At 52.1% G+C, this 19,234-nt stretch carries 15 protein-coding genes and 1 tRNA gene; 7 read left to right on the top strand and 9 right to left on the bottom strand.

All coding sequences use genetic code 11. The annotated features are described in order from the left end of the window. Positions 1-31: 31 nt before the first annotated feature. The 3 genes from ACYVBJ_RS17910 to ACYVBJ_RS17900 all read left to right on the top strand — a co-directional run bounded on the left by ACYVBJ_RS17910 (position 32) and on the right by ACYVBJ_RS17900 (position 4,819). Complete coding sequence (locus ACYVBJ_RS17910; protein ID WP_460983676.1) at positions 32-694, top strand: endonuclease III domain-containing protein; 663 nt, start codon at positions 32-34, stop codon at positions 692-694. Positions 695-936: 242 nt separating this feature from the next. After that, positions 937-3,837, top strand: a complete 2,901-nt coding sequence (locus ACYVBJ_RS17905) for a PQQ-dependent sugar dehydrogenase (protein WP_460983675.1) — start codon at positions 937-939, stop codon at positions 3,835-3,837. 25 nt (positions 3,838-3,862) lie between these two features. After that, positions 3,863-4,819 (top strand): sugar phosphate isomerase/epimerase family protein, encoded by a 957-nt coding sequence (locus tag ACYVBJ_RS17900; RefSeq protein ID WP_460983674.1) that lies wholly within the window; start codon positions 3,863-3,865, stop codon positions 4,817-4,819. 77 nt (positions 4,820-4,896) lie between these two features. Here the strand turns inward: ACYVBJ_RS17900 and ACYVBJ_RS17895 are convergent, their stop codons facing one another. Beyond that, the gene (locus ACYVBJ_RS17895; RefSeq protein WP_460983673.1) at positions 4,897-5,445 is read right to left on the bottom strand and encodes a hypothetical protein; all 549 of its coding nucleotides are present in this window, start codon (positions 5,443-5,445) and stop codon (positions 4,897-4,899) included. Positions 5,446-5,718: 273 nt separating this feature from the next. Between ACYVBJ_RS17895 and ACYVBJ_RS17890 the strand changes: the two genes are divergently transcribed. Further along, positions 5,719-6,270, top strand: a complete 552-nt coding sequence (locus tag ACYVBJ_RS17890; protein WP_460983672.1) for a dihydrofolate reductase family protein — start codon at positions 5,719-5,721, stop codon at positions 6,268-6,270. A gap of 218 nt (positions 6,271-6,488) precedes the next feature. On the opposite strand, the gene ACYVBJ_RS17885 is transcribed toward ACYVBJ_RS17890, so the two are convergent. The 3 genes from ACYVBJ_RS17885 to ACYVBJ_RS17875 all read right to left on the bottom strand — a co-directional run bounded on the left by ACYVBJ_RS17885 (position 6,489) and on the right by ACYVBJ_RS17875 (position 9,563). Then, positions 6,489-6,560 (bottom strand) — tRNA-Arg (locus ACYVBJ_RS17885). 166 nt (positions 6,561-6,726) lie between these two features. Continuing rightward, entirely contained in the window at positions 6,727-8,013 is a 1,287-nt protein-coding gene (hflX, locus tag ACYVBJ_RS17880; protein ID WP_460983671.1) for a GTPase HflX, read from the bottom strand. A gap of 164 nt (positions 8,014-8,177) precedes the next feature. Continuing rightward, the gene (locus ACYVBJ_RS17875) at positions 8,178-9,563 is read right to left on the bottom strand and encodes an MATE family efflux transporter (RefSeq protein WP_460983670.1); all 1,386 of its coding nucleotides are present in this window, start codon (positions 9,561-9,563) and stop codon (positions 8,178-8,180) included. 353 nt (positions 9,564-9,916) lie between these two features. On the opposite strand from ACYVBJ_RS17875, the gene ACYVBJ_RS17870 reads away from it, so the two are divergent. Next, the gene (locus tag ACYVBJ_RS17870) at positions 9,917-10,711 is read left to right on the top strand and encodes a Nif3-like dinuclear metal center hexameric protein (RefSeq protein WP_460983669.1); all 795 of its coding nucleotides are present in this window, start codon (positions 9,917-9,919) and stop codon (positions 10,709-10,711) included. Here the strand turns inward: ACYVBJ_RS17870 and ACYVBJ_RS17865 are convergent. Then, complete coding sequence (locus ACYVBJ_RS17865) at positions 10,666-11,484, bottom strand: aldo/keto reductase (protein WP_460983668.1); 819 nt, start codon at positions 11,482-11,484, stop codon at positions 10,666-10,668. The genes ACYVBJ_RS17870 and ACYVBJ_RS17865 overlap by 46 nt on opposite strands. Positions 11,485-11,689: 205 nt before the next feature. Between ACYVBJ_RS17865 and ACYVBJ_RS17860 the strand changes: the two genes are divergently transcribed. Together ACYVBJ_RS17860 and ACYVBJ_RS17855 are read left to right on the top strand one after the other, a co-directional pair. Beyond that, entirely contained in the window at positions 11,690-13,186 is a 1,497-nt protein-coding gene (locus tag ACYVBJ_RS17860; protein WP_460983667.1) for a capsule assembly Wzi family protein, read from the top strand. Between the two features lie 166 nt (positions 13,187-13,352). Further along, complete coding sequence (locus tag ACYVBJ_RS17855; protein WP_460983666.1) at positions 13,353-14,903, top strand: DUF4394 domain-containing protein; 1,551 nt, start codon at positions 13,353-13,355, stop codon at positions 14,901-14,903. A 151-nt stretch (positions 14,904-15,054) separates the two neighbouring features. Here ACYVBJ_RS17855 and ACYVBJ_RS17850 read toward each other — a convergent pair whose 3' ends face one another. From ACYVBJ_RS17850 to carB, 4 genes are all read right to left on the bottom strand, one after another. Next, positions 15,055-15,468: a putative toxin-antitoxin system toxin component, PIN family gene (locus ACYVBJ_RS17850; RefSeq protein WP_460983665.1), complete on the bottom strand. Its 414-nt coding sequence runs from the start codon at positions 15,466-15,468 to the stop codon at positions 15,055-15,057. Between the two features lie 73 nt (positions 15,469-15,541). Then, positions 15,542-15,850 (bottom strand): hypothetical protein, encoded by a 309-nt coding sequence (locus tag ACYVBJ_RS17845; RefSeq protein WP_460983664.1) that lies wholly within the window; start codon positions 15,848-15,850, stop codon positions 15,542-15,544. 26 nt (positions 15,851-15,876) lie between these two features. After that, positions 15,877-16,197, bottom strand: a complete 321-nt coding sequence (locus tag ACYVBJ_RS17840) for a DMT family transporter (protein ID WP_460983663.1) — start codon at positions 16,195-16,197, stop codon at positions 15,877-15,879. Between the two features lie 153 nt (positions 16,198-16,350). Further along, a complete protein-coding gene (gene carB / locus ACYVBJ_RS17835; RefSeq protein ID WP_460983662.1) occupies positions 16,351-19,227 on the bottom strand; it encodes a carbamoyl-phosphate synthase large subunit in 2,877 nt (958 codons plus the stop codon). Positions 19,228-19,234 lie beyond the last annotated feature (7 nt).

The following is a 19,234-nucleotide window of genomic DNA, read 5'->3' as shown; positions in this document are numbered from 1 at the left end:
CGGACTGCTCATTGACCACAGACGATTACCTATGAAGCCGAATTTTGACCTCAGCGTTGTTCTTGCCCGTATTGAAGAAGCCATCAAACCGTACCCGAAAGCCGCTATGTTCGAGCTGGCCGAACGGGGCTACGGCACTTTGTTCGAGCAGCTCATCTCCTGTATCGTCTCGATCCGAACCCTCGACGAAACCACGATTCCCGTTTCGTTACGTTTGTTTGAAGCGGCCCGAACGCCCGAACAACTGCTGGCGTTAGACATCCCGACGCTGACGAATCTGCTCTACGGCACTACTTATCTCGACCAGAAAGCCTATACCATGCACGGCATTGCCGAGCGGATTGTCAATGAGTTCAACGGCGAACTCCCGGCCGATTTCACTACACTCACCTCCTTGAAAGGTGTCGGCCCGAAATGTGCCAACCTGGCGCTGGGTGTGGCTACCGGACAGGCTGCCATCAGCGTAGATGTTCATGTGCATCGGGTCGTTAACCGGTGGGGATACGTACAGACCAAACAGCCCGAACAAACCCTGAAAGTACTGGAAGCTCAGGTGCCTCACGAGCAATGGGTGAACATCAATCGGCTGTTAATGCCCTTTGGCAAACACATCTGCACCGGTACGTTACCGCATTGTTCCACCTGCCCCGTTTTAGAATTTTGCGAACAGGTCGGGGTGGAGCGACACCGCTAACCCAGGTTGACCGCGTGTGACTTCTTTAAGCGACTATACCCCAAGTATTACAGGATATTCAGCCCCGGATTAGCCGCATTCGGTTGCAAAAACCCGGCACTCCGCTACGTTCACTTTTGGAATTAACGCTCTGGTTGCACCTTCGTAGGTGGGTAAATTGGGCAGGGTAAGCTGTGCTCAATTGATTCTCTGCGCGTAGCGTAACCAAGTCGGGTAGTAAGCCAAAAATAAGTAGCTAACCTATGATGTTGAATGTACTGACTAGCCACCCCGTGTCGCGAATGGCGCTGCTGGGTCTGGTAACGATTGGACTGCTGTCGTCGCGCCCGGCGCAGACACCCCCCGGCGATAAGCCCGAAGAGAATCGCTTCACCAAGATTGTGCTGGCCGAAAAGCTCGATGAGCCGATGGAAATGACGTTTCTGAACGACGGGCGAATCCTGATCGTCGAACGGAAAGGCGTGTTGAAAGCCTACAATCCAGCCACTAAAGATATGTCGGTGATTGCCAACATCCCCGTCAACACGAAGTACACGGCTAAAGACGGACGTATTACCGAAGCCGAAGATGGTCTCTTGGGTATTGTAACCGACCCAAATTTCGCGCAGAACCACTGGATTTATCTCTATTACTCAGAACCTGGCGATGTGGCTAAGAACGTCCTGACGCGTTATGAGTTGAAAGGTGACGAACTGGTAATGAGTTCAAAGAAAGTGCTGCTCGAAATTCCGACCCAGCGTGAGCAGTGCTGCCATACGGGCGGAGGCATGATGTTCGATGACCGGGGCAACTTGTTTCTGACGACCGGCGACAATACGTCCCCGCGCGATACGCCGTTTAACCCCATCGACGAGCGCGAAGGGCGTGGGCCGTGGGATGCGCAGAAATCGTCGGGAAACACCAATGACCTGCGGGGTAAAATCATCCGCATTCATCCCGAAGCCAACGGTACGTACACCATTCCCGACGGGAATCTGTTTGCAAAGGGTATCGACAAAACCCGCCCTGAAATATACACCATGGGCCATCGGAACCCCTGGCGGATTTCGATGGACAGCAAGACCGGCTACATCTACTGGGGTGAGGTTGGTCCGGATGCGAGCGTCGACTCTACGGGGCGTGGGCCACGTGGGTACGACGAGTTTAACCAGGCCAAAGGGCCCGGTAACTTCGGCTGGCCCTACCTGATTGGCGACAATAAAGCATATTCGTATTACGATTTTGCGGCTGGCAAAGCAGGTTCAGCTTACGATCCGGCCCGGCCGATTAACCGCTCACCGAGCAACACCGGGTTAACGGAATTGCCACCCGCGCAGAAAGCGATGATCTGGTATCCCTACGCAAACTCCCCCGAATTCCCACTAGTTGGTCGGTCGGGACGTAGCGCTACGGGTGGGCCGGTGTTCCGCAAAGCTGATTTTAAAAACGCCAAACGCGCTTTTCCGGATTACTACGAAGGAAAGTGGTTAATCGTGGAGTTTATGCGGGGCTGGATCATGGCTGTAACGCTCGATGAGCAAGGTAACTACAAGTCGATGGAGCCGTTTCTGCCCAACGAAAACTTCAGCAGTGCCATCGACATGAAGTTCTCGCCCGATGGTGATCTCTACGTACTGGAATACGGCAGTGCCTGGTTCCGGGGGAATGATAATGCCCGCATTGTGAAGATCGAATACAATGGCGGCAACCGACCACCGCTGGTGCAGGCGTCCGCCAGCAAAACGGGCGGAGCCATTCCATTCAGCGTTGCCCTCTCCGCCAACGGCACCAAGGACTACGACGGGGATGCGTTAACGTATAGCTGGAAAATTACGTCGAAAACAACCCCTGCCCGAACGGTGAAGCAGGCAAATCCAAACGTTACGTTCGACAAGCCGGGCGTGTACCAGGCGACGCTGACGGTGACCGACGCGAAGGGCGCAAAAAGCAGCAAATCCATCGAGATTAAAGCCGGAAATGAGCCGCCGGTTGTCTCCTTCGACATCAGGAAAGGCAACAAGTCGTTCTTCTTTCCGAATCGCCCTATCGACTACGCCGTTCGGGTGAGTGATATAGAAGACGGGAGCCTGGCTACTCATAAAATTGCACCGGCTCAGGTAGCGGTTAGTATCGATTACCTGCCCGAAGGATTCGATCCTATCGAGGTCGCACAGAATCATCGGGGCACTGAAACTGTAGCGCGTTACGCCACTGGCCAGCGGCTTATCAACCAGAACGACTGTAAGTCCTGCCACATGATCGACAAAAAGTCAGTAGGGCCAAGCTATGTCGACGTAGCGAAAAAATACAAAACTGATGCAGCCGCGGTCGACCGGCTGGCGAAGAAAGTGATCAGCGGTGGGGGCGGTGTCTGGGGCGATCACTCTATGAGCGCTCACCCGCAACTGACCAATTCCGACGCTACGGCCATGGTTAACTACATCATGAGCCTCGACGAAAAGCCCATGGCCGCCAAAACGTATCCGGTGCAGGGCAGCTTCATGCCAAAAATACCGGAGGGTGAAAACGGTAAAGGCGGGTTTGCGTTACGGGCGTCTTATACCGACCGGGGCACCAAAGTCATGAAGCCTGTCTCGTCGGAAAGTATCATCATCCTGCGTAATCCGGAAGTGCTGCCCGAAGATGCCGATGAAAAGAAAAGTACGCAGTTCACCATTACCCCGAGTAAGTCCTTCCTGACCATTGGCAATGACTCGTACATCGGCTACAACAAAATTGATTTGACCGACATTGGCCAGATTGACTTCTTAGCGCAGGCAACGAGTCGGGTAGGAGCCCTTGGCGGTACAGTCGAAGTACACCTCGATTCGCCAACCGGTCCGCTGATCGGCAAAACGACTCCCGTTAAAGTGGCAAATCCTGCTCCACCGACAGCAGCCACCGCACAACGCCCGGCAACAGCCTCAGCAACGACGCCGGCCAGTACGTCGACGGTTACTCCGGCTGGTCAGCCCGATCGGGCTACCATGCAGCGCCGGATGTCGCAAAAAGTGATGGCCACACTTACACCCACAACGGGTATGCACAATGTCTATTTCGTGTTCAAAAACCCACAGGCCGCTGCCGATCAGGTAATCATGCAGGTGGTTAACATTCAGTTTATGCCGGCCGGGGACGTAACGGCTACCGGCGCCGGCAATTAATAACCCATCCCCATTTTATACAGACATGGAAACGAATCGTAGACGTTTTTTGAAGAATGCCGGAGCGCTAACCCTGGGTGGATTAGCGCTGCCGCACCTGATCCAGGCTGAATCTCTTATTGGTTCGGCCGCGGCCCGTCCGGTGGGTATCCAGCTGTTCACCCTGTTTCGACAGATGAACGAAGACCCCAAGGATACCTTGCAGAAAGTAGCCGCTGCCGGTTATAAAGAAGTTGAATCGGCGTTCAATACGCGGGGTGGGTACTACGGCTACAATGCCAAAGATTTTAAGAAGCTGGTTGAGGACCTGGGCATGACATGGCGGGCACACCATGCGGGCGGAGCACCGCGTCGGCCGCGGCCTGCTCCGGCGGGTGGCGCAGCCGGCAATGCACCACAGGGTGGCCAGGCTAATCCGATGCCTGCAAACATGCCGCCGATGCTGAATCTGCGGGATAATTACCAGCAGTTGATTGACGAAGCAGGCGAGGGCGGACTGTCGTATCTGGTATGTTCCAGCACGCCGGTCGGTACTGTCGATGAGATCAACAAGTCGATCGAGGTGTTTCAGAAAACAGGCGAAGCTGCCAAGAAAGCAGGCATCGGTTTTGCGTATCATAACCACGCTACCGAGTTTGATGCTGTTGAGGGTGGTAAAACTCCGTACGAGTTGATTCTGTCGCAGACCGACAAAGACCTGGTTAAGATGGAACTGGATTTAGCCTGGGCGACTAAAGCCGGGAAAGACCCGGTTGAGTTGTTCAAAGGTCAGCCCGGCCGGTTCCCGCTCTGGCACATCAAAGACATCAAGGCGGATATGAAAACGATCACCGAAGTCGGTAATGGCGTCGTTGACTTCAAGCGCATTTTCACGGCTGCCAAAACCGCGGGTCTGAAATACATCTTTGTGGAGCAGGATATGGCACCCGGCATTGAAAGCATCCAGACAAGCTACCAGAACCTGACCAAGGTGATTGCGTAAGCAATACGTAGTTTGTTAATTAGTTGCTCTGGTCAGAACGCCCTGCGCTACGTAACGCAGGGCGTTTTTGTGCGCTATTATTCCTGCTTTTTCGCAGTTGAAGCCGTCAGCGACTCTTTTAAGACAGCTAGTGTTGCCCGGCAGGCTTTGTCAATCTCCTGATACAGTTCGGCCTGATCCTGAGCAATCTGTTCAAGGACCTGTTCGCTCTTCACCTCACCATTAGCGGCTTTTTTGAGGTCGTCTACGGTAGAGCTGGCAGGGAGCAGTGGCAACGTAATGCCTTCGTCCTCGGCGACTAAATCCGTAATCGTAGCCCGGTAGCGGCCGATTCTGGCTTCGACGGTAAGCGTATAGCGAATGTTACGTTTGCCGATGGGATAAAACGAGCGAACAAACAGAATGCCGTGTATGTCGTCGCGTTGCTGTTCCGCTTCATTCTCCGCTACGTAATGCTCGCTGGCCCACTGCCGAATCTGATTGTAAACCTGACGGGCTGGCCGGGCCGCATCCGGCATCCGGACAATCTCCTGGTACTGCACCTGCCCCGCTTCGTTGGTTGGCAATTTAACCTGGGCAAACACCGTACCTGACAGAAGCAGGAATAAAGAAACTATAGATTTCATACTGAGCTAAAATTCCTGTAAATATAAGCCAACAAAAGCCCGATACGTATTTGCATTGGGCTTTCGTGGCGAGTGGCATAGTAGCTCGCATCCTTTACCACCTTTAACTAGTTTCGATTGAGGGTAATCAGGATAACCACTAGACCCTCCGAGCATATCGTCAATTGCAAGTTGAGCTTTTGATTGGGCCGGACTGGCGTCCTCTACCAAAATCATGCAGACTTGTTCTGTAAAGCTCGGTTTACACTTAAGAACTTAACATCGACTAATAAAATGAGAACAGTAACATTCGGTATGAATATTAGCCTGGATGGCTATTGTGACCATACTCTTTTTAACCCTGGTGAAGATGTTCACGATTATTTCACCAACATGTTGAATGATGTTGATCTGCTCTTTTTGGGGCGGATCATGTATCAGCTCATGTTCCCCTATTGGGCCGATGTAGCAAAAAACCAATCCGGAACAGACGATGAAAATAGATTTGCCCAAAAACTGACGGCAATTAACAAAGTGGTTGTCTCACGATCATTAGACAGCGTGGACAGTACTACGCGAATTGTTCGCAGCAATCCGGCAGAAGAACTCCTGAAACTGAAGCAGCAACCCGGTAATAAAATTTCCGTAGACAGTGTAAGCCTACTTCCGGAACTGATCACAGCCGGCCTGATCGATGAATTTCATTTGGTTGTCCATCCGGTGATGGTGGGGAGAGGAAGACTATTAATCGATGGGGGCAGCCTTCAGGAAGCGCTTACGTTAAAGCTGGTGGATACGATCGTTTTCAAATCTGGATGTGTGGCGCTTCACTATCAGAAACCGTAAAAGATTTACTCTATAATTGTGATAGCTATCAATTCCGGCTCACTGGAAAAACATAGATTATACAAAATACTTCGGTGCGTGAATAAGTCCGTGAGGTCGCTGCATCATGGAAGTTGCTTGATCTACCAGAAGCTTTATATGCTGCTTGTAGACTTTACAGACTTACTCACTGGTTAACAAAAGAGCCCAATACATACGTACCGGGCTTCTATGACGGGTGGTCCCGACGGGAATCGAACCCATATCAAACGTTTAGGAAACGTCTATTCTATCCGTTGAACTACGGGACCAAATGAATACAGATAATTTCTAGTCCCGACGGGAATCGAACGTAAACCAGGCGTTCGGGAAACGTCCGCTCCGGCGCTTCGGTTCGATCCGTTGAACTACGGGACCAAAAAACGAGCGGTCAACGTTGACCGCTCGTGTATTACGTACAAAAATGCTGAAAATCCGTTAACCTGCCAAACCATCACCATATTCAGCCGACTCGGTCAGCGGAACGTGTACCCAGTTCGGGTAAATCTGGTAATGCTTCTCTTTTACAAGGTTATACAATAACTCACGCAACTCGCCAACATTTTCGCCGGTCTCAGCCGATATGAACGCTACGTGGTCAGCTTTGTGCGTCAGGTACGTCTTCTTCAAATACTCAAGCGCAGTCTTCTTACGTGCAGTTATCGGCACGGCGATGTCCTGATTCGCATCTTCATCGTCGAGCGGTTCGTCGTTGCCAGCGGGCAAGGCTTTCTCCAGCCACTCGTCTTTTGGCTCAAAGCGGTCCATCTTGTTAAAAACAAGCACCATTGGCTTGTCAGCCGCTTTGATGTCGGCCAGCGTTTGGTTAACGACCTCAATCTGCTCCTCAAAATTCGGGTGCGATACGTCCACTACGTGCACCAGAATATCGGCTTCGCGCACCTCGTCGAGCGTTGATTTAAACGACTCGATGAGCGTTGTCGGCAATTTGCGGATGAACCCTACCGTATCGGTCAGCAAAAACGGTATGTTGCCTAAGGTGACCTTCCGAACTGTCGAGTCGACCGTAGCAAATAGCTTGTTTTCGGCAAATACGTCGGTTTTCGCCATTGTGCGCATCAGCGTCGACTTACCGACGTTGGTGTATCCAACCAGCGCCACCCGAACAAGCCGATCGCGCTCTTTCCGGCGTGTCACACTTTGCTTATCTATCTTGCCCAACTTCTCTTTCAGGAACGCAATCCGGTCTTTTACAATCCGGCGGTCCGTTTCGAGCTCTTTCTCACCGGGTCCGCGCATACCCGTACCGCCTTTCTGGCGGCTAAGGTGGGTCCACATGCGTGTCAGTCGTGGATAAAGATATTGGTACTGAGCCAGCTCTACCTGCACGCGTGCCTGCGCCGTTTGCGCCCGCATCGAGAAAATATTCAGAATCAGCAGACTGCGGTCAAGAACCTTAATCTCCTTAAACTCGGCTTCGAGGTTACGAACCTGCGCCGGGGTCAGGTCATCATCAAAAATGATGGAGTCGACCGGATTGTCCAGTATAAAGGTCTGGATTTCTTCCAGCTTACCCTTCCCCACAAAGGTACGGGTGTCGGGTCGGTCGAGTTTCTGGGTAAACGACCTGACGGTTTGCACGCCAGACGTTTCGGCCAGAAACGCTAATTCATCCAAATATTCTTTAGTCTGTTCAGCGGTCTGCTTCTGCGTAATCAGCGCGACCAGAACAGCGGTTTCGGGTTGTTTATGTGTGTCGATCATAAATTGGCTTTGTCATTAGGGGGCCATTCGGTCGTTAGTAGGGATTGCTCATTATGGTAATGAGTAAGCACAAACTGAGGAATTTATGAATGGCCCTGTTAGTGATAACCTCCCTGTTTTGGGAAAAGTTTCGCCTGAAAAGCGAGTGGTAAACGCCGTTTTTGCTACACCTGAACCGTTTTCCAGCGCCCTCGCCGAAACACCCAGATGGCAATAAGCGCCAGTAGCGTTTCGCTGATCGCAACGGACCAGAACACCCCCGAAGGACCCCATTCCAGCGGTGTTGCCAGCAGATACGCCAACGGGATTTCGACCAGCCAGAAGCACACAATGTTGATGAGGGTTGGTGTTCGTGTGTCGCCTGCCCCATTGAGCGACTGGCTAAGTACCATGCCGTATGCCATAAACATATAGCCGATGCAAAATATGCGCAGGCACTGAACCGCAATGGCAACAATACGTGGTTCATCATTAAATAAGCTCACCACCTCAGCAGCGCTGATGAAGAAGACGATCCCCACCGCTAACAGAAAGAGCATGTTGCAGAAGGCGGCTCGCCAGGCTGAGGTCTCGGCTCGTTCGGGCTGTCCTGCCCCCAGGTTTTGCCCCACCAGTGTTGCCGCTGCATTGGCCATACCCCAGGAGGGAAGGATGGTGAACACAATGATCCGAATGGCAATGGTATAGCCCGCAACAACGTCGCTGCCGAAAGTCGATAGTACCCGGGTCAGAAACACCCAACTGGCTGATCCAACCAAAAACTGGCTCGTTCCGCCAATGGCTAAGCTGATGAGGTTTCGGATGATGGCCAGATCCGGAGCCATGTCGGACCGGCGGACTTGCACAATACTGCTGGGCCGGGTCAACGCATACAACTGATACAGCACACCCGCCGTACGGCCAGTCGTTGTGGCAACAGCCGAACCCAGTACACCCATTGTCGGAAACGGTCCCCAGCCGAAAATAAATACCGGACAAAGCACAATGTTGATCCCGTTGGCGATCCATAGCGACCGCATTGCGATAGATGCTTCACCCGCACCCCGCAGGCAACCGCTTAACGTATGCAGGAGCACGATGGCCGGTGCACTGGCGAAAATCATCTGGGTGAACCCTACGCCGTTCGTAATCAGCCGTTCGTCGCCACCCATCAGCCGCAGAATGTCATCGGCGAACAGATAGCCGGGCAAACCCATTAGCAGGGCGAGCGTAAGAGAAACCAGAATAACCTGGCCTACCGCTGTAGCGGCTCCGCGTGGGTTGCCTTCGCCGATACGTCTAGATACCAGGGCCGTAGCGGCCGTACTGAAGCCAATCCCCACCGAGTAGACGAGCGTCAGCACCGACTCAGTCAAGCCGACCGTAGCAATGGCTTCCGTACCGATTTTGGCAACAAAGAAAACGTCCACTACGGCAAACAGCGATTCCATCACCATCTCTAGAATCATGGGAACGGAAAGCAGAAAGATGGCCCGGTTGATACTTCCGGATGTGAAATTAGTTTCCGTACCGCGCAATGCGGCCAGGAATAACCGTAGAAACCTGGTCATTGATATAAGAAGGTATGCCCCAGCCTGACGGCCAGCGACTACGTATTAACGGATGATGAGAATTGAGAAACAGCCACCGGGCCGCTTGATAGACCGGGTAGTGGCAAAACTGAAGAAAAACGAAAACCCGCGTGGGGTCTTAAGCGAGGAAAATCATGGGCATTGACCGATCGACGTAGCGACCGCGTTTAAGGCCACAAACATACATTATCGGATTTTAAAACGTCAAATGTCTTGAGTAAACGGTCAAAAAACCTTTATATCCGGGTGAAAGAAGTCCATAATAAGCTCATTTTGGGTGAACTAACCGGTGGTACTACTAAACCATGCTCCGGATAGGGAGTTACCTAAGCATGGTAACTCAATTGATTGGGCTGAATGATCTCGACGAGTTTTTACGGAACGAGTTCCACGCAGCTCGTTATCCCGCTACTGAACAGGGTGGTGTCTATCACGAATCCCAACGGCCGATTCAGAAAGTAGGCCTTGCGTTAGAATCATTTCCTGATCTGTTAACGTGGGTGCGTACCGAGCAACTGGATGCGCTCTGGCTGCACCGGCCCTGGCAGCTTAATCCCAGGGCACTTCCGTCGGATGTAGGCGTATTTTATCACCATCTGCCGTTCGACGAAACGCTGACGATGGGCTTTAGTCCCCGAATGGCAGCGGCTCTGGGGACAACTGGCCCTTTACAGCCGATTGGGTTTAAACAGGCCACTGCTGACACCGGCGAACTTCTACCGCAGCGCCCTATCGGTATGCTGTTCGAGAGCGCGGGGCAAGAGTTTGATGGGTGGTTAAATCTGATCAAAACGATGTTCGGCAGCTACGACCGGGCCGAGGCCGGACGAAGCCTGACTACTCATATGCACAACATCAGCCGCATAGCCGCGGTCGGGGCCATGAACGATACGTTAATTCGCGAAGCCGCCGACCGGGGAGCCCAATTATACCTGACCGGCCAGTACCGAAAGCAAGCGCAGGAAGCAGTTGACGAAACGGGTATAGCCGTGATTGCTGTCGGTCACCGCCGAAGCGAGGAGTGGGGGTTGCTGGCACTGGCTGATCTGCTTCAGGAACGCTGGCAACTCGACTGTGTAGTTCACGGAATATCGCGTGGATCGGGTGCTACGCGGGTGTTGTCGTAAAAGGTGTTCATCGTCGCCATATCTTCATCGGAAATGACAAAATCCAGTACGTCGAAATTCTCCCGGATGCGGTCCCGCTTCACTGATTTGGGAATCGTAATTACGTCGTGCTGCAACGACCAGCGCACCAGCAGCTGATATCCGGATTTGCCGTATTTCTTCGCAATGGCGTTTAACTTCAGATCGTCCTGTTTCTGCCCCCGGACTAAGGGTGCATAGCCTTCCGGTTTGATGGCTTTGTCGCGGCAATACGCCAGCACATCCGGCAGATAGCAATACGGGCTGAACTCGATCTGATTAACGGCGGGCGTGATATTGGCCTGTTCGAAGAGTTCGTCGAGGTGCGGCCGATAGTAGTTCGAGACGCCGATGGCCCTGGCCCGGCCGTCGGCGTAAATTTTTTCGAGCGCTTTCCACGTATCGAGCCGGTGCTCCTGAACCGGCCAATGCACCAGATAGAGGTCTACAACGTCGAGCCGCAGCCGTTCGAGACTCCGGTCAAAGGCCCGTAACGTTCGGTCATAGCCCTGGTCGTCGTTCCAGACTTTCGTAGTAATAAATACGTCCTGGCGAGGGAGGTTAGCGGCTTGCAGGGCGTCGGCCACCTGACGTTCGTTGCCGTAGGCCGAAGCGGTATCAATCAGGCGGCAACCGAACTCAAGCGCCCATTCAACGGCCTGCTGTACTTCACTATTATGACTGGGTGCGTAAACGCCAAGGCCCAGCATGGGCATGTCAACGCCATTGTTCAGGCGGGTAGTAGGTACGGTCATCGACTTCAATGGGTTCTGCTAACGTAATGCAAAACGGCCGTCAGATGTTTAACGGCAGAGCGCATCAACTACGTAACAAATACGAAATGGGTTCGCCGGGTCCCAACGGGAACGCTTAATTAAAACTGTGCGAACGGCTTAAACGCATTCCGTATTTATGCCGTATGTTTGATGACCGTATCTAACTGACCCGGCCCGTCTGCTCATGCGACTACTGTACCTGATTGGAGGTTTTCTAGGGATAAGCCTATCGCTGGGACTGGCGCAATCCGTTGATTTGACTCGGGTGGTACGGTATTCGGTTGAGTTAGGCGGACTCGCAGCGTCTGATCAGCAAACCCCGTTCTGGCTACGAACCAATCAATACGGTACGGTGCCGCTGCAGGGCTCGTTTGGTACGCTGCGGATGAGCGTACAGCGTGATTATAAGCCCAGAGCGGATTCGACAACAAAGCAAAAAAAACGATTTGACTGGGGATTTGGACTGTATGCCGTCGCCAATGCTGGCCCTCGCCCGACGGCTGACAATCCAGCGGTATTGTTGCCCGATGCCTATCTCAAAATTCGGTTCGGGAAACTAGAGTTGTATGGGGGCAACCGGCGTGAGGTGTATGGGCTAGGCGATACGTTGCTAACGTCGGGTTTTGTGGCCTGGTCGGGCAACGCGCTTCCTTTTCCTAAAATTCAACTGCACACGCCCGACTTTGTGCCGTTGGGCTTTATCAAAAAATTGATTGCGCTCCGGGTGGGGTATGCGCACGGCTGGTTCGCTAATTCCTATATAAAGGGCAGCTACCTGCACCAGAAGTATTTATACGGTCGGATTGGTAAACCCCACTGGCATGTTCGGCTTTATCTGGGACTTAACCACCAGGTACAGTGGGGCGGGCGGGCCGACTACCTGATTGGTTCACCGCTGGCCGTTGATGGTAATCTGGCATCCTCCTTTCAGGATTACCTGTCGATGGTAAGCGGGCGTTACCCGGATGCGGTCCAGAATGATCGGTTCACGGGATTCGATGGCGAAAATCGCATTGGTAACCACGTTGGTAGTTACGACATAGCGTTGGAGTGGAACGGAGCCAAACGAAACTGGCTGCTCTACCACCAGCATATCTACGACGATGCGTCTGGACTGGCCCTGCAAAACATTCCGGATGGGCTAACTGGCTTGCGGTTTCTGAATCATTCAAAAACTCGAACTCGCTTCCGGTTTCAGCGTATCGTTCTGGAATGGCTGAACACAATGAATCAGAGCGGCCCGGTTTTCGACCCACTGGCGCGTTTTCAGGGAGCCGATAATTATTTCAATCACAGTCAGTATATCGAAGGGTGGTCGTACCGGGGTCGAACGGTAGGTACACCTTTTATTGCACCCCGCGCTGGCTTTGCGGCAGCGGTTAATCAATTCACCGGCGGTGGTTTCTTCCCGAATAATCGGCTCGTCGCCTGGTATACCGGTATCAGCGGAGGCTTTCGGCGGGGGCCGCTATTTACAATTAGAGCGTCCATCAGTCGGAACTACGGGTCATACAACCAGCCTTATCCGCAGCCTTTTCGGCAGTTTTCGGGTGCCTTCCAGAGTCAATGGCCCTTAGACCGGAAATTGAGCACTACGCTAATTACTACGTTCGCCATTGATCGGGGCGATCTGTTTCCCAACGTAGCGGGCGGCTATCTGGGGTTGAAAAAATCCTGGTAATGAGTTCGCTTACTTAGTTATTCCGGACCGATTTGCCCTAAATCATCCCGTTCAGTATATTTTAATCTTTTTTTAATACGTCTCGAATCTGTAAGTAGCTGTGGCTCGTATAGTCCGAAGTAATGAAGCACGCGCTTCGTTAAACAACGTTAACTAACACATGACTATGCTCTACAGAAAAGAACTACGTAAACTGGCAGTCCTGCTAACGTTTGGGTCGCTGCTCATGCTCAACGCCTGTAAGGAAGAACCCCAATTTGTTTCGACCGATGGTCCAGATCGTGCCAATGCTCGTCTGGCCGCGGACTTTATGTTTTACGTGCTGACGGATGACAACCGATTGGTGAAGTTAAGTACGCAGAATCCATCGGTCAGCATGGGCACTACGTCCATTACCGGCGTTCTGAACAACGAACGGCTGATGGGGATTGACTTCCGACCCGCAACGGGCCAATTGTATGCGGTTAGCAGTGGCAGCCGGTTGTATACCATTAATTTAATGAATGGCGTTGCAACACCTGTTGGCAGCGGACCGTTTACGCCAGCCATTATGGGCAACGCCGTTGGGTTTGATTTCAATCCGACCGTCGACCGGATTCGGCTGGTTACGCAAATGGGTCAGAACCTGCGCTTAAATCCGGAGACGGGTACGGTTATGATCACCGATGGGTCAATCAACGGGGTGCCGGGTGCCGCTATTTCGGGGGTTGCCTACACCAATAATCAGGCGGGCGTGACCACAACTACATTGTATGATATTGATCCATTTTCTGACAAGTTATACCGGCAAAACCCACCCAACGATGGTACACTAGCCGAAGTGGGCTCTCTGGGAATTGATGTGGCCGGGGTGGGTAACTTCGACATAGCTCCCAACGGATCGGCCATTGCAACCCTCATCAGCAATCTGACGCAAGGGCTGTACGAAATCAATTTAACCACGGGTCGGGCAGAGTTGCTGGGGAATCTGCCCGGTGCCATGAGTATCGTTGGCCTGGCGATTCCAACCGACCCGATCGCGTATGCCGTTGATGCGGCTAATACGCTGCACTTCATCAACCCAGCTACGGGGTCCATCATGACGGCGAAAGCACTCACGGGTCTGCAAAGTGGTGAAAGTGTATATGGTATCGATTTCCGCCCGCTTAATGGGCAGTTGTATGCGTTGGGCAGCACCGGACGGGTCTATACCATCAATACGTCGAGTGGGGCCGCTACAGCGGTTGGCGCTCCGATTTCGCCCGCTGTTACCATTGGGGATTATGGATTCGACTTTAATCCTACAGTGGATCGGATCCGGATCGTCAACAACAGCGGACAAAACCTGCGCTACAACCCGAACGATAACTCGGTTGTTGTCGATGGTACGTTAAATCCGGGTGGCCCGAACGTAACGGCGGCTGCGTACACCAATAATTTCCCCGGCGCAACGGCTACTACGTTGTACGACATTGATACTCGTTCGAGTGCGCTGCTCAATCGCCAGATCCCCCCCAACAACGGTACGTTGGTGCCCGTTGGTGAGTTAGGACTGAATATAGAAGGTGCTAATGGCTTCGATATCGGCGGCACATCGGGTACGGCCTACGCCATGCTACGCTCGGGCGGCCAGACACGGCTGTACACCATCAACCTGACAACGGGCGCTGCTACGTCTGTTTCTTCGGTTCCGGTAACGGCAACGATCCGTGGATTCACGGTTGGTTTAGGGTTTTAACGGCAAGACTAACTAACAAAACGGCTCCGCCTTAGTGATAGGGCGGAGCCGTTTTGCGTTTGAATGAGACCAGTTCTGACATGCTATTGATCTGAAATTTATTTGACTGTAAACGTCTGGAAACGGGCTTACGATACGTCATATAACGCTCCTAAAACTCTCTCGGACTTACGATTTCGGTGGTTTCGACTCGCTTGAGCGGCAGGAGATGTTCTTTGTCGCCTGTAATCAGAAAGTCAGCCTTAACAAACAAAGCAGCCCGCAGCACATGGTTATCGTCAGGATCGACTGATGCGGTAGGTATATCGTTCGTAGGAGCGATGATATTGTGCCTTTCTTTTATCGTTTCAATGATGCGGTTACGCCGTTCGGATGAGTAGCCAAACTTGTATTCTAACTTCTCATTGAACTCATTTAGTAGCCACGCTGATGTGTAAAGTTCAAAGCGGAGCGCGCAATGATCATAAACGTCTGCTGCAAAACCAGGGAAGACGAACGTCGAAACCAGTACGTTTGTGTCAAAAATAAGTGCTGTAGAGGCTGATAAACGCGATGGCGTTTGCATAGATGATTACGATAGCAGTAGGAACGCAGCCTCTTTGCGTTTCCTGCTCTAAAGAAAACGAATCAGGTTTTATTTACGAAATCTCCCGGTAAATATCTTCTTCCGTCATAAACCCAGCGGCTTCAGCAGTGCCTTTCAGCTCCCGACGAAGCTTGTTTATCTTTTCTACGTGTAGGTAGTTTTTCAAAATTCGATTAATCATTTCATCGGACGGTAAGCTGTACTCATTTGAGACTTCTTTCAAATCCTGAAAAACTTTATCTTCCAACTTAACAGCTATAACCGTCATAATTTCTACTGTCAGACGTACAACGTAAATATCTGTTTTCTTAACACAAATTGCAACAAAACAGTTGTGCCACCCTGCGAGGGCTTGATTCATAGGGCTGTACGTTGTTACTTGTAGGCTCATTGGTTTGAGGAGAGCTTCATCAGGATAAGGCCCCCAATAATCAATAAAGCGGCTATTATGCGAGTCGCACTGATTGGTTCGCCAAGCCATAGAATGCCCAGCGTAAATGCCCCAACGGCTCCGATGCCAGTCCAGATTGTGTAGGCTGTGCCGAGCGGTAGAGTGCGCATGGCTAAGGCTAACAGGCCAAAGCTGGCGATCATGGCAACGATAGTAACGACGGATGGGATTAGCCGGGTAAAGCCAGCCGACTGCTTCATGGAGTAAGCCCAGACAACCTCTAATAGTCCAGCAAACACTAAATAAACCCAGGACATGATACTGACCGATTTTTTTAGCAGGTCGGGTCGTCCCGAATCAGTTTCCCATTGTGGGGGAGGTCGTCCTCCTGGTTTAGATTGGACAAAGATAAAAACAGTGTGCCACGCTCGGTAGGGCGTGGCACACTGTTTTTTACATATCACCGATGTCTATCGACTCAGGTATAAGTTACGTTCGCCGTAAATCTTCTGGAAGAAGTCGTCGGTAAGATCATCGATGAAATAGATGCCTTCGCCGGTCGATTTCATTTCCGGGCCGAGTTCCTTGTTGACATTCGGGAATTTATTGAACGAGAACACCGGAATCTTGATCGCAAAGCCTTTCTTAACGGGTTTGAAATCAAAGTCTTTGACTTTTTTATCGCCCAGCATCACCTTGGTGGCGTAGTTTACATACGGCTCCTGATAGGCTTTGCAGATAAACGGTACCGTACGGCTGGCGCGTGGGTTTGCTTCGATCACATACACCTGCTCGTCTTTGATGGCGAACTGAATGTTAATCAGGCCAACCGTCTTCAGCGCCACGGCAATCTTCTTCGTGTACTCTTCGATCTGGCTGATTACGTGTTCGCTTAAGTCGAAAGGCGGAAGCAAGGCATACGAATCGCCCGAGTGAATACCGGCGGGTTCGATGTGCTCCATGATGCCAATGATGTACACGTCTTCTCCATCGCAGATGGCGTCGGCTTCGGCTTCGATGGCATTTTCCAGAAAGTGGTCGAGCAGAATGTTGTTGTCCGGAATATCCTGCAGGATCTTCATGACGTGCGTTTCCAGTTCGGACTCGTTGATAACGATCTTCATGCTTTGGCCACCCAATACGTAACTCGGGCGAACCAGCAACGGGAAACCAAGCTCTCTCGACAGCTCTATAGCCGCTTCTGATTCACGTACCGTACCGAATTTTGGATAAGGAATGTCCAGCTTACGCAGCATCTCCGAGAAGTGCCCCCGGTCTTCGGCCAGATCGAGTGCTTCCCAGCTCGTACCGATAATCTTGATGCCGTAACGCGTCAGCTTTTCTGCCATTTTCAGGGCCGTCTGACCACCCAACTGCACAATCACGCCTTCGGGCTTCTCATGCATGATGATCGCGTGGACGTGCTCCCAGAATACCGGTTCGAAGTACAGCTTGTCGGCAATATCCGGATCAGTCGATACGGTCTCAGGATTACAGTTGATCATGATCGTTTCGTACCCCGCTTCTTTAGCCGCGAGTACGCCATGAACGCACGAATAATCGAACTCAATCCCCTGACCAATGCGGTTTGGCCCCGAACCTAGAACCACCACTTTCTTCCGGTTACTACGTACAGACTCGTTGCCCGGCAGATCTGATACCGGCTCCGGACGGTCGGTTGTGATCGGTACCTGGTTGTTGAATGTCGAGTAGTAGTAAGGCGTTTTCGCTTCAAACTCAGCCGCACAGGTGTCTACGCACTTGTAAACCCGACGAATATTATGGCGCTGGCGATACTCGTATACCTTACTTTCTTTTACGCTCAGCAGGTGGGCCAGTTGCCGGTCGGCGTAGCCTTTCTGCTTGGCGGTACGTAACAGCTCCGGTGGCAGGTCGTCCAGATCGTATTGCTGGATTTCGCGTTCCAGCTCAATCAACTCTTCAATCTGATGCAGGAACCACGGGTCAATTTTGGTAAGCTGCTGAATCGTGCGGAACGACATGCCTGCTTTAAACGCATCGTAGATATGAAAAAGCCGGTTCCAGCTTGGGTGAGCCAGGCTCTGCGTCAGCGCCTGCCGGTCTGTTAGTTCGCGGCCATCAGCACCCAGCCCATTCCGGCGGATTTCGAGCGACTGGCAGGCTTTCTGTAAAGCCTCCTGGAAATTCCGGCCGATACCCATAGTTTCACCGACGGACTTCATCTGCAAGCCCAGTGAACGGTCAGCACCGGGGAACTTGTCGAAGTTCCAGCGGGGCACTTTCACAATTACGTAGTCGATGGCGGGCTCGAAGAAGGCCGACGTGGTTCCCGTAATCGGGTTGATCAGCTCATCGAGGTTGTAGCCAATGGCCATTTTAGCGGCAATCTTGGCAATTGGGTACCCCGTTGCTTTCGACGCTAGTGCCGACGAGCGGCTTACGCGTGGGTTGATCTCAATAGCAATGATGTCGTCGGTCTGCGGATTAACCGAGAACTGTACGTTACAACCCCCAGCGAACGTCCCAATGGCGTTCATCATCTTGATCGACAAGTCGCGCATCTGCTGATACAACGTATCGGGCAAGGTCATGGCCGGAGCAACCGTAATGCTGTCGCCGGTATGAATACCCATCGGGTCGAAGTTTTCGATCGAGCAGACAATGATAAAATTGCCATTACCGTCCCGTAACAACTCCAGTTCATACTCTTTCCAGCCCATTACGCTCTGTTCAACCAGCACCTCATGCACCGGTGATGCGTGCAGACCGGCAGTTAAGGCTTTGTCGAAATCTTCGGGACGCTCCACAAAACCGCCACCTGTACCACCGAGGGTAAACGACGGCCGAATAACGAGCGGAAAGCCTATTTCCTGAGCAATCTCTTTCCCTTCCAGAAACGAACGCGCCGTACGGCCTTTACAAACGCCAATGCCGAGTTCAAGCATTTTCAGTCGAAACTTTTCGCGGTCTTCGGTCGTCTCAATCGCTCGAATATCAACGCCTATGATCTGGACGTTATACTTCTCCCAGATACCTGCCTTGTCGCAGTCGATGGCAAGGTTCAGCGCTGTCTGGCCGCCCATCGTCGGCAGAACGGCATCGATCGGCCGGCCCATCTCCTGATGTTTTTTCAGGATTTCGATAATGGATTTTTTCTCCAGCGGCAGCAGGTAAACGTGATCCGCATTGATCGGATCAGTCATAATGGTAGCCGGGTTGGAGTTGATCAACGAGACCTCAATTCCTTCTTCCCGTAAGGACCGGGCGGCCTGCGAACCGGAATAATCGAACTCACACGCCTGACCAATGATAATAGGGCCAGAGCCAATAATAAGAATTGAGCGGATTTTGGTGTTTTTAGGCATTTTTCAG

The organism is Spirosoma fluminis (assembly GCF_054778895.1).
This window is presented reverse-complemented; position numbering and strand designations above follow the sequence as displayed.